13 protein-coding genes are annotated in these 11662 nt (G+C 40.9%); 7 read left to right on the top strand and 6 right to left on the bottom strand.

All coding sequences use genetic code 11. From position 1 onward, the window contains the following. Positions 1-28 precede the first annotated feature (28 nt). The 3 genes from corC to metK all read left to right on the top strand — a co-directional run bounded on the left by corC (position 29) and on the right by metK (position 3756). Entirely contained in the window at positions 29-931 is a 903-nt protein-coding gene (gene corC / locus ACLS0A_RS04215; RefSeq protein WP_416082531.1) for a CNNM family magnesium/cobalt transport protein CorC, read from the top strand. After that, complete coding sequence (gene lnt / locus ACLS0A_RS04210) at positions 928-2466, top strand: apolipoprotein N-acyltransferase (protein WP_416082530.1); 1539 nt, start codon at positions 928-930, stop codon at positions 2464-2466. The genes corC and lnt overlap by 4 nt, the downstream gene beginning before the upstream one ends. Positions 2467-2601: 135 nt before the next feature. Continuing rightward, entirely contained in the window at positions 2602-3756 is a 1155-nt protein-coding gene (gene metK / locus ACLS0A_RS04205) for a methionine adenosyltransferase (protein WP_416082529.1), read from the top strand. Between the two features lie 66 nt (positions 3757-3822). On the opposite strand, the gene ACLS0A_RS04200 is transcribed toward metK, so the two are convergent. Then, the gene (locus ACLS0A_RS04200; RefSeq protein ID WP_416082528.1) at positions 3823-4152 is read right to left on the bottom strand and encodes a hypothetical protein; all 330 of its coding nucleotides are present in this window, start codon (positions 4150-4152) and stop codon (positions 3823-3825) included. A gap of 1 nt (position 4153) precedes the next feature. After that, entirely contained in the window at positions 4154-4444 is a 291-nt protein-coding gene (locus tag ACLS0A_RS04195; protein ID WP_416082527.1) for a hypothetical protein, read from the bottom strand. Positions 4445-4567: 123 nt separating this feature from the next. Here ACLS0A_RS04195 and ACLS0A_RS04190 point away from each other — a divergent pair, with 123 nt between their 5' ends. From ACLS0A_RS04190 to ACLS0A_RS04175, 4 genes are read left to right on the top strand one after another with little or no spacing between them, the layout of a single operon-like run. Next, a complete protein-coding gene (locus ACLS0A_RS04190; protein WP_416082526.1) occupies positions 4568-5077 on the top strand; it encodes a SprT family zinc-dependent metalloprotease in 510 nt (169 codons plus the stop codon). Between the two features lie 45 nt (positions 5078-5122). Continuing rightward, positions 5123-5647 carry a DNA polymerase III subunit psi gene (locus ACLS0A_RS04185; protein WP_416082525.1) on the top strand — a complete coding sequence of 175 codons (525 nt, stop codon included), beginning with the start codon at positions 5123-5125 and terminating at the stop codon, positions 5645-5647. After that, positions 5647-6090 (top strand): ribosomal protein S18-alanine N-acetyltransferase, encoded by a 444-nt coding sequence (rimI, locus tag ACLS0A_RS04180; RefSeq protein ID WP_416082524.1) that lies wholly within the window; start codon positions 5647-5649, stop codon positions 6088-6090. Before ACLS0A_RS04185 ends, rimI begins: the two co-directional genes overlap by 1 nt. Before the next feature lie 9 nt (positions 6091-6099). After that, positions 6100-6996: a DMT family transporter gene (locus ACLS0A_RS04175; RefSeq protein WP_416082523.1), complete on the top strand. Its 897-nt coding sequence runs from the start codon at positions 6100-6102 to the stop codon at positions 6994-6996. Between the two features lie 21 nt (positions 6997-7017). Here the strand turns inward: ACLS0A_RS04175 and ACLS0A_RS04170 are convergent, their stop codons facing one another. From ACLS0A_RS04170 to pflB, 4 genes are all read right to left on the bottom strand, one after another. After that, complete coding sequence (locus tag ACLS0A_RS04170; RefSeq protein ID WP_416082522.1) at positions 7018-7458, bottom strand: methyltransferase family protein; 441 nt, start codon at positions 7456-7458, stop codon at positions 7018-7020. Beyond that, positions 7458-8198 (bottom strand): pyruvate formate lyase 1-activating protein, encoded by a 741-nt coding sequence (pflA, locus tag ACLS0A_RS04165; protein WP_103853371.1) that lies wholly within the window; start codon positions 8196-8198, stop codon positions 7458-7460. Before pflA ends, ACLS0A_RS04170 begins: the two co-directional genes overlap by 1 nt. Positions 8199-8332: 134 nt before the next feature. Continuing rightward, positions 8333-9145 carry a 5'-nucleotidase, lipoprotein e(P4) family gene (locus ACLS0A_RS04160; protein WP_416082521.1) on the bottom strand — a complete coding sequence of 271 codons (813 nt, stop codon included), beginning with the start codon at positions 9143-9145 and terminating at the stop codon, positions 8333-8335. 146 nt (positions 9146-9291) lie between these two features. Then, a complete protein-coding gene (gene pflB, locus ACLS0A_RS04155) occupies positions 9292-11604 on the bottom strand; it encodes a formate C-acetyltransferase (RefSeq protein ID WP_410678042.1) in 2313 nt (770 codons plus the stop codon). Positions 11605-11662 lie beyond the last annotated feature (58 nt).

Genomic DNA, 11662 nt, shown 5'->3' with positions numbered 1-11662 from the left:
ATAAACCAAGAAGATAAGAGATAACAAAATGGCCGATGATAGCCAAAATACTGGCTTAGAAACAGTAAATAAAAAGAGCTTTTTGCAATCCCTATTTGGGCGATTTTTCCAAGGTGAGCTGAAAAATCGTGAGGAATTGGTGGAGGTGATCCGTGATTCCGAACAGAATGAATTAATCGATCAAGATACCCGTGAGATGATCGAAGGGGTAATGGAAATCGCTGAATTACGCGTGCGTGATATTATGATCCCGCGCTCGCAAATAGTGTTTATTGAAACAGATCAGGATCTGGATTCTTGCTTGGAAACCATTATTGAAAGCGCTCACTCACGTTTTCCTGTGATCACGGACGAAAAAGACAACATCGCAGGGATTTTACACGCCAAAGAATTGCTCAAATTTTTACGTTCTAATGCAGAAGAATTTGATTTACTTTCCTTGCTTCGCCCTGTGGTGATCGTGCCAGAAAGTAAGCGGGTGGACAGAATGTTAAAAGATTTCCGTTCTGAACGCTTTCATATGGCGATTGTGGTAGACGAATTTGGTGCGGTGTCGGGCTTGGTCACTATTGAAGATATTTTGGAGCAAATCGTTGGCGACATTGAAGATGAATTTGATGAAGAAGATGTGGCAGATATTCGTCAGCTTTCGCGTCATACTTATGCCGTGCGCGCATTAACGGATATTGAAGACTTCAACCAGCAATTCCACACCCATTTTGCTGATGAAGAAGTGGATACCGTGGGCGGTGTGGTAATGCAAGCCTTTGGTCATTTGCCGAAGCGGGGCGAAGAAATCACCCTTGAAAACCTGCACTTCAAAGTTACTTCCGCAGACAGTCGCCGCATTATTCAGTTGCGCGTTACTGTGCCTGATGAATGTTTGGAAGAAATGGAAACTCACGAAGAAAATAACGATAACACTCAATGAAATCAGCATTAATTTATCTCATTGCTTTATTGTCAGGGGGATTAGGCGTTTTTGCCTTTTCTCCTTTTGATTTTTGGGGCGCGGCCTATGTTTCCCTATTGGGATTATTATGGGTGGCAAAAACAGCGAAAAAAAGCACCGCACTTTGTGGCGCATTTTTATGGGGATTGAGCTTTTTTACTTTTGGGGTGAATTGGCTACACATTAGTATTCACCAATTTGGTGGTTCACCTTTGTGGCTCAGCTATATTTTGGTGGTGTTGCTAGCGGCTTATCTTGCCCTGTTTCCAACGTTATTTGCCTATTTAATTCAACGCTTTAAAGTGAATAATTTGGCACTTTATCCCGTGCTTTGGACATTCACTGAATTTTTACGTGGTTGGTTATTTACAGGCTTTCCGTGGTTGCAATTTGGCTACACACAAATCGACAGCCCATTTTCGGGGCTTGCGCCTATCTTTGGTGTGCAAGGGCTAACTTTCTTTGTAATGTGGGTAAGTGCGGTGCTTTTTTCGCTGATTTCTCACTTATTACAAAAAGATAAAAAATGGTTGGTGATCACTTCACAATCGGCGTTGTGTTTAATCGTAAGCAGTTTAGCGATCTGGTCATCGTCCGCCAATTATACGCAAGAAAAGCCAGAAAAAGCCTTAACCATCACCCTTGTGCAAGGAAATATTGAACAAAATTTGAAGTGGGATCCTGAATATCTTAATACCACATTAGGCATTTACAGCCGTCTTATTGCCCAGCACTTAGGCAAAACTGATTTGATTATTTTGCCAGAAGCTGCATTGCCGACTTTAGAAAATCATATCCAACCGTTTTTGCTTTCTTTGCAACAAGCCGCACAAGAAGCGGGAACAGAAGTGATGATTGGTACAATTTATCAAGACTGGCAAAAAGGGAAATTATTCAATTCCATCATAAACTTAGGTGATCCTGATTTACCTTATAGCGAGCAAACCAGCAACCGCTATAACAAACATCATCTTGTGCCATTTGGTGAATATGTACCGTTGGAAAGTTTGCTGCGTCCACTAGGCTCTGTGTTTAATTTACCGATGTCAGCGTTCCAATCAGGGGAAGAAATTCAGCAACCATTTTTAGCCAAACAGCGTAAATTTACCCCTGCAATTTGTTATGAAATTATTTTCGGTGCGCAAGTGCAGAAAAATCTGCACGCAGAAACGGATTTTTTACTAACCATTTCCAATGATGCGTGGTTCGGCAATAGCATCGGCCCTTGGCAACATTTGCAAATGGCCAGAATGCGTGCGTTAGAATTAGGCAAGCCTGAAATTCGCGCTACTAACACAGGAATCACCGCCTTTATTGATGCCAAAGGTCAGCTGATCGCCCAAGCACCACAGTTCGTGGAAACCACCTTAACCCAGCGTATTGCACCAACCGTAGGCAAAACGCCTTATGCGCAATTAGGTGATATGCCATTGTATTTATTGTGCTTTTTGCTAGTGTTATTGCGTGGTGTGAATCTCTTGTTGTGGCGAATGATGCGTAAAAGAGCGGTGTAAATTTTGCTCATTTTTTCTTTCGTAGAAGCAAGTGTGTAAATGAATTAATGCTTGCTTTATAAACGAAAAAGCGTATTATAGCCGTCTAGACGCAAAAACATCTAAACAAATTTAATTGAAAATTTAAGGAAAGCTATGTCATCTTATTTATTTACTTCTGAATCTGTGTCAGAAGGGCACCCAGATAAAATTGCCGATCAGATTTCTGACGCGGTGTTAGACGAAATTCTAAAACAAGATCCAAAAGCTCGCGTTGCCTGTGAAACCTATGTAAAAACAGGTATGGCACTTGTGGGTGGCGAAATCACCACTTCAGCTTGGGTGGACATTGAAAATCTTACCCGCCAAGTAATTTGTGATATTGGTTACAAGCACTCTGATATGGGCTTTGATGGCCATTCTTGTGCGGTGTTAAACGCCATTGGCAAACAATCTTCCGATATTAATCAAGGCGTGGATCGTGAAAGTCCGTTAGATCAAGGGGCGGGCGACCAAGGCATTATGTTTGGTTATGCCACCAATGAAACCGAAGTGTTAATGCCTGCGGCGATTACCTATGCACACCGCTTAATGGAACGCCAAGCGCAAGTGCGTAAAGACGGCACATTGCCTTGGTTGCGTCCTGATGCGAAAAGCCAAGTAACGCTAAAATATGAAAACGACAAAATTGTGGGCATTGATGCGGTGGTGCTTTCCACTCAGCACGCCGACAGCGTAAGCCAGCAAGAGATTTATGAGGGCGTGATGGAAGAAATCATCAAGCCCGTGCTGCCAAGTGAATGGCTCGGTAAAGACACCAAATATTTTATCAATCCAACAGGACGTTTTGTGATTGGCGGCCCAATGGGAGATTGTGGCTTAACAGGACGTAAAATTATTGTGGACACCTACGGCGGTGCAGCACGCCACGGCGGTGGTGCGTTCTCGGGTAAAGATCCGTCAAAAGTGGATCGCTCAGCCGCCTATGCTGCTCGCTATGTGGCGAAAAATATTGTTGCCGCCGGCTTGGCAGATCGTTGCGAAATCCAACTTTCTTATGCTATCGGCGTGGCAGAACCGACTTCAATTATGGTGGAAACCTTTGGCACGGGCAAAGTGAGCAACGAATTATTGGTGAATTTAGTGCGCGAATTTTTTGATTTACGCCCTTATGGATTAATCAAAATGTTAGATTTAATCCAGCCAATTTATCGCCAAACCGCCGCTTACGGCCACTTCGGCCGCGAACAATTCCCTTGGGAAAAAACCGACCGCGCCGCAGAATTAAGAGCGGCAGCTGGGTTGAAATAAATTAAAGTTAGTTTGGAAAAAAGCCATTTCAATCTGTTGCAATGGCTTTTTTATTACCTAGATTGGCTAATAATACTGACGAATTTCTAGATCGGTTTTTTCAGATAAAATCTTTTCTATGGTTGTAAGGTGTGCTTTTTTGTTTCCCGTTAGCAAATCCGTTTTACCAAACTGAAATGCCTTAATCACAAAGTTCCCTTTTTCCACATAAACAAAGATCACTACATTTTGTGGTTTTCGTTTAACAAAAAATTTCCTTGCCTGTTTACGCAGAAAAATAGTTTTGCGGATATTATCTGTTAGCTGCCTTTCCAGTTCTTTCTTACTTTCTTCGCTTAAAATACGATAATAGACAAAGGAAATAAATCGGTTATGAAACTGCAAATTCGCTAACATTTCAATAATCTAACAATTTTGCCAAACTCTCGCCATTTCTCACTTTCTCACCAATTTTTAAGGCTTCATCTTGCGTTAATGGGGGAGTTAAATGCTGATTTTCAGGTTTATCAAAAAATGCCGTTGAACGTGCAATAATTTCTCGCTCTTCTGCGGTGAGATCTTCACCCGCGGCAAAAAAATCGTTTAGCATTTGTTCAAAGAATTCTTTTATCGTAATTTGATGAATTGAAGTATAAACCTTGATTTTATGCTTCATTTCTTCAGATGTATCAAAATTTATCCTGCTCATTTTATCCCCCTTGATTTACGCAATGACACAAATGATACTTTACTCATTTGTGTATGTAAAAATAAAATTGATCTTAGCTTTTTTACCCCCATATTGTAAAAAACTTAGTGATATTTTTTATTTATGCCAGACACTCATTCTTCATTACGTTTACTTAATATACAAATTCTTCGCCAATTACGCCATTATTTGCAACTGGCGGAGCAACATTTTCAACGCACTTTTCCAATGCCAATAGTGAGTTACCAATTGCGTGGGGTGAAAGCGGGTGTGGCATATTTACAGAAAAATGAAATCCGTTTTAACCGCACTTTATTATTGGAAAATTCTGACTATTTTTTGCAACAAATTGTTCCGCACGAATTAGCCCATTTAATTGTTTATCAAGTATTTGGGCGAGTAGCGCCGCACGGTAAAGAATGGAAAGCGTTGATGGAAAACATCTTCCAGCAACCTGCAGAAATTTACCATAATTTAGATGTTAAAAGTGTGCAGGGGAAAACCTTTACTTACCGCTGCGGTTGCCGCACTCACGATCTTAGCGTACGCCGCCATAACAAAGTGCAAAAGCAAAGTGCGGTATATTTTTGTCGAGAATGTAAACAAGCATTAACCTATTTAAAAATAGCTTAAGGGTTTGTTTGAACTGATTATATAAATTCTTACTATGAAGCATTAATGTTAAGTACGGTGGTTTTTCACCGCATTTTTATGCTGAAATATTTTGCTTTATTTGATGAACCTTTGCTAAATGTTTACAATACAGCAATTTCCTTAAGCTATGATTACACTATGAAACGGCATCAACTTCTATTACAAGAAATGGGGCTTTCCCAATGGCAACTGGTGCGCCCTGAAAGTTTGCAAGGCGTGGTAAATATTCCTATTGATGAGCAGGTGCGGTTGGTGATCATTAGCGAAACCGAAAATCCCCCAACCTCATTATTACAAGATATTTTGCGCAGCTTAGATCTAAAGCAAAATGAATATTTAGCGATCCATTTTGATTTTATCCCCCATTTGCACGTCAGCCACGAAGTGCATTATTGGCTATTAAGTGAAAATTCTGAAAAAATCCACCGCACTTTACCTTATTGCCAAAAAGCGTTGAGCCAATGGCATTCACCAGACTGGCAAACCTTTATGGCAAGCCCACAAGAAAAACGTAAATTATGGCAACAAATTCAAGGAATTAACCCATAATGGTAAAAATTTCCCCTATTCTATCTCAAGATTTTGATCGATTATTTGAGATCGAACAGCAAGCGCATCTTGTGCCTTGGTCATTAGGTACATTAAAAAATAATCAGGGCGAGCGTTATTTCAATTTAAAATTGGAAAAAGAGCAACGTATTATCGGCTTTGCTATTTGCCAAAAAGTGCTTGATGAGGCGACTCTGTTCAACCTTGCCATTGATCCAGGTTATCAAGGACAAGGCTTAGGAAAGCAATTATTGCATTCATTAATTGATGAATTGCGTGGGCAGGGCATTTTGACATTATGGTTAGAAGTGCGTCAATCCAATGAAATTGCACAAAAACTTTATCTACAATGCGGCTTTAATGAAGTAGATATTCGCAAAAATTATTATCCAACGTTAGACGGTGGACGAGAAAACGCCGTGGTTATGGCGTGCTATTTATAAGGAAAAACAATGTTAGAACGTTATCGTGGGGAAATTATCCTTTTATTTGTTACTATTTCGGCTGCTATTGGCTGGTTCTTTTCCAAATATGCCATTGATGCTTTGCCCTCGGTAGGATTCATCGGTTTGCGTTTTTTTCTTGCCGCGCTGGTTTTTCTGCCCTTTGCTTACATTCACTTACGCCGTTTAAGCCGCCAGCAAGTGATAAGTGCGGTGCTAATTGGTGGTGTTTTTGCGGTTTTTCTTGGTGTTTGGATTTTAGCTATCACCAATAATACCAATTTTGGTGAAGGCGCGTTTCTCACCAGTTTGTCAATGTTGATCGCACCGTTGCTGGCTTGGATCGTATTTAAACAAAAGCCACAATCGAGCTTTTGGCTCTGTTTACCCATTGCGGTTTTAGGCTTGTACTTTCTTGCCTTAGGCAACAATGGCTTTGATCTTTCTTCCGATAACAGCCTGTATTTGCTCACTTCATTATTGGCCGCTAGCTATTTTGTGCTTAATCATCATTATGCACGGCACATTCCCGTGTTGCCACTCACCACCATTCAGCTTGCTATGGTTGGAATTTTATGTGGTTTGTATTCAATGTTTGTAGAAACTTGGCCTGCGAATATTCCTAATGTAACTTGGGGCTGGTTGGCGGCCAGTGTGTTGATCGCCACCAATTTCCGCTTTTTACTGCAAACGCTCGGGCAGAAATATTCCAGTGTCGGTAATGCCGCATTAATTATGCTGCTTGAGCCGGTATGGACGCTGTTTTTGAGTATGATAATTTTCTACGAGCCGCTCACACCCCATAAGGCACTAGGCTGCGGCTTAATTTTTATTGCCTTAATTTTCTACCGCTTGCCGAAAGAAAAAGTGAAACAGTTTTTGCGTAGAAAAAATGCTAAAAAATGACCGCACTTTCTGTGCGGCGAGTTATATCCAGCGTGTAACTTGCTGACAATATTGTTGATAGGCTTTGCCGAAAAGCCGTAGTAGAACTTGTTCTTCTTGCTTAATTTGAAACTGGTTCATAATGAGAACAAAGAAAATCAGCCCAAAAATTGCCAGCCCATTGCCCAGCCATAAAAACCAGCTGAGTAAAATCAACCATAAACTAAGATACATTGGATTGCGGTTAAACGCATAAATGCCTGTTGTGATAAGCTGCGAAGTTTTTTCTACCGACAGCGGATTGATCGTGGTTTTAGCTTGATGAAATTGCCAAAGGCTACAAATCGCAATAAGGCTTGCGAGTAACACTATCGGCAAAATAACTAGTCGTGAAAGATGAAACATACCAAAAGCAGGAAGAAGATACATTCCGCCCGCACAAGCAAGGAAAACGAGAGGTGGGGGAAGGATAATCTTCCCCATTAATAACTCACCTTATGCCCATAGCTTTCAAGGATTTGCTTGATATGCTCAAGGGACTCTTTTGTTGGTGGTTTAACATCTTCCAGCTCATATTTTTCTCCCATTGCTTCCCATTTATGCGCGCCAAGGCGGTGGTAGGGGAGTAACTCAACTTTTTCAATATTGTGCATATCTTGAATGAACTGCCCAAGCAAATGCACGTCTTCATCGCTGTCTGTCCAGCCCGGCACAACCACATAGCGTATCCATACAGGCTGGTTGCGTTTTTGTAAATATCGAGCAAATTCTAAGGTGCGTTTATTGGGCACACCAATCAAATTTTGGTGTACGCGATCATTGAGCTCTTTTAGATCAAGTAGCACTAAATCGGTAACATCAAGCAGTTCATCAATAATATGATCATAATGACGAACAAATCCGTTGGTGTCTAAGCAAGTGTGAATACCTTCCTTTTTACAAGCACGAAACCAATCGCGCACAAACTCTGCTTGTAACACGGCTTCACCACCAGAGGCAGTAACGCCACCGCCAGAAGCATTCATAAAATGGCGATAAGTAACCACTTCTTTCATTAGATCTTCTACGGAAATTTCTTTTCCGCCGTGTAGATCCCAAGTATCGCGGTTATGGCAGTATTTGCAACGCATTAAGCAGCCTTGCAAAAACAGGATAAAACGGATTCCCGGGCCATCAACCGTGCCGCAAGATTCATAAGAATGGTAGCGAGCTAAAACAGACATAATGTTCCTTTGTTAGAGAGAATGTAAAATCGTTAATTTCTATTTAAGGCTTTCAAAAAAGCATTAAATGGAAATCAATCTGCCTAACAGCAAGGCAGATTGTGTGTATTATAGCGTAATCTTGGCGAAAAAACTTATTTTCCGCTCCACGCTTTGATAGCATCGTGGCGAATTTTGACACGGCTTTGATCATCACCTTTGTAATAATCTTTAGCTAAACCACCTTCCCAATCGCCATAGTTTGGATTTGGTAACATAATGAATTTTTTACCAAATTGCTTACTATTTTGTTGAACGAAAGCACGGCGTTCTGCGTTAGATTTTTTATAGGTGGCATCGCCAAAATCGTTAAGGTTATCACCAACATAAAGGACGATGTCGTAGCCCAGTTTTTCAATTTCAGCAAAGCGAGGGGATTTATTTGATTTGTTTTTTTTCAAATAAAGCACGTCTTCACTTGCGCCGATAAAGCCAAGGGTTTTCAGATCATCAAGGGTTGCTGCTTTTTCTGTGGCATCTTTACGATTAGAAACATAGAAAACTTTACCATTGTGGCTGTTCACATAGTTGTTAAATTCAACCGCCCCTGGTACAGCAGCGGTCTGGCGTGCATTCACCCAACGCGTCCAGTCATCGCCATTAAAACTGCTCCCTGTTTGCACTTGCCACCCCGCATAAGCACTGTTGTCCATCATTGTTTCATCAAGATCCACCACAACCGCTTTCTTTTTACCTTTAGCCGCTTTCGCTTGGTCAAAGGCAATTTTTGCCATATTAAAGGCTTGATAGGCTAAGGCTTGATATTCACCAGATTGTTGTACCCAGTTTAAGCCTAGCACGGCTTGCTCTTGTAATTGCTGTTCAGCAGCTTGCTGGTTTGACGTACAAGCAGTTAATGCTAGAAGTGAAGAAACCGCTAAGATTGATAGTTTAAATGTGGTTTTCATAGAATCTCCCGTTTAAAAAAGGATTATGTAAAAATAGGGTAAAGATCTTACCGCTCTTTATTATGGCAGATAAATTTAAGGGAACAATAGATTTTCTCTATGTTCCCTTTTTTTATTCACAACTTAAATTCGCATTGGCGAAAAGCTTACAACGCTTGTGTAAACGTACGCGTAATTACATCTTGTTGTTGCTCTTTAGTTAAAGAGTTGAAACGCACGGCGTAACCAGAAACACGAATGGTTAATTGTGGGTATTTTTCTGGGTTTTCCATTGCATCTAACAACATTTCACGGTTCATTACGTTCACGTTTAAGTGTTGTCCGCCTTCAACAGTCGCTTCGTGGTGGAAGTAACCGTCCATTAAGCCTGCAAGGTTACGTTTTTGTGCTTCGTAATCTTTACCTAATGCGTTTGGTACGATTGAGAAGGTGTAAGAAATACCGTCTTTTGCATAAGCAAATGGTAATTTCGCTACAGAAGTTAATGAAGCTACCGCACCTTTTTGATCACGTCCGTGCATTGGGTTTGCACCCGGCCCGAATGGCGCACCAGCACGGCGACCATCTGGGGTGTTACCTGTTTTCTTACCATAAACCACGTTAGATGTAATAGTAAGTACAGATTGTGTTGGGGTTGCGTTGCGATAAGTGTTGTGCGTTTGAATTTTCTTCATAAAGCGTTCAACTAAATCTACCGCTAAATCATCAACACGGCTGTCGTTGTTACCGAATTGTGGATATTCACCTTCGATTTCAAAGTCAATAGCTACATTAGATGCCACTACGTTGCCGTCTTTATCTTTAATGTCGCCACGAATTGGTTTTACTTTAGCGTATTTGATCGCAGCTAATGAGTCTGCTGCCACAGAAAGCCCTGCAATACCGCAAGCCATTGTGCGGAATACATCACGATCGTGGAATGCCATTAATGCCGCTTCATAGGCATATTTATCGTGCATAAAGTGAATGATGTTCAATGCAGTAACGTATTGGGTAGCAAGCCAATCCATAAAGCTGTCCATACGTTCCATTACTGTATCGAAGTCTAACACTTCATCTGTAATTGGGGCAGTTTTAGGTCCTACTTGCATACCTGATTTTTCATCAATACCACCATTGATTGCGTATAACAAGGTTTTTGCAAGGTTCGCACGCGCACCGAAGAATTGCATTTGTTTACCCACAACCATCGGGCTTACACAACAAGCGATCGCATAGTCATCACTGTTGAAGTCTGGACGCATTAAGTCATCGTTTTCATACTGTACAGATGAAGTATCAATAGACACTTTCGCACAATAACGTTTGAACGCTTCTGGTAACTGTTCAGACCAAAGAATGGTTAAGTTTGGCTCTGGTGAAGGCCCCATTGTGTAAAGGGTGTGTAAGATACGGAAGCTGTTTTTGGTTACTAATGTACGACCGTCTAAGCCCATACCAGCCAATGTTTCTGTTGCCCACATTGGGTCGCCAGAGAATAATTGATCGTATTCTGGAGTACGCAAGAAACGCACCATACGCAATTTCATTACAAGGTGGTCGATTAATTCTTGTGCTTCTTGTTCAGTGATTTTGCCCGCTTTAAGATCGCGTTCAATGTAAATATCTAAGAAAGTAGAAACACGACCGAAAGACATCGCCGCACCATTTTGTGATTTTACCGCTGCAAGATAAGCGAAATAAGTCCATTGTACCGCTTCTTGAGCGTTAGTTGCTGGGTTAGAAACATCGAAGCCGTAAGAGGCTGCCATTTCTTTAATTTTACCCAATGCACGGTGTTGTTCAGCAATTTCTTCGCGTAATTGAATTGTTGCTTGAATATCTTCACCACGCTCTAATTTTTCTTGTAATGAATTAAATTGGTTGAATTTATCTTTCATTAAGAAATCCGCGCCATAAAGCGCTAAACGGCGATAGTCCCCGATGATACGACCACGACCATAAGCATCTGGTAAACCAGTGATTACGCCTGATTTACGGCAACGTAAAATATCTGGGGTGTAAACATCAAATACCCCTTGGTTATGGGTTTTACGATATTCTGTAAAGATATGTTCAATTTCAGGTTTTAATTCGCGGCGATAAACTTGGCACGAACCTTTCACCATTTTGATCCCACCGTAAGGCATAATGGCACGTTTTAATGGTGCATCAGTTTGTAAGCCGACGATTTTTTCCAAGTCTTTTTCAATGTAACCCGGTTTGTGAGAAGTAATGGTTGATGGCGTATCTGTATCAATGTCATAAGGTTCGTGAGTTTTGTTCTCAACCTTAATTTTTTCCATTACATCATTCCATAATTTTGTGGTCGCTTCTGTTGCGCCAGCAAGGAATGATTCATCACCTTCATAAGGGGTGTAGTTTTTTTGAATAAAATCGCGTACGTTTACTTCGGTTTGCCAGTCACCTGGAGTAAAACCTTCCCACGCTTTTTTTTGCGCTTCTGTTAGTTGAGTCATTACTATTTTCCTTTAACGTAAATAAAATTTTAACTATGTAAAAACGGCAAAAAAACAA

Origin of the sequence: Avibacterium volantium, assembly GCF_049366555.1 — a bacterium.
In the GTDB taxonomy this organism is placed as follows: domain Bacteria; phylum Pseudomonadota; class Gammaproteobacteria; order Enterobacterales; family Pasteurellaceae; genus Avibacterium; species Avibacterium volantium_A.
The sequence above is the reverse complement of the archived record's forward strand: the minus strand, read 5'-3'. Positions and strand labels throughout refer to the sequence as shown.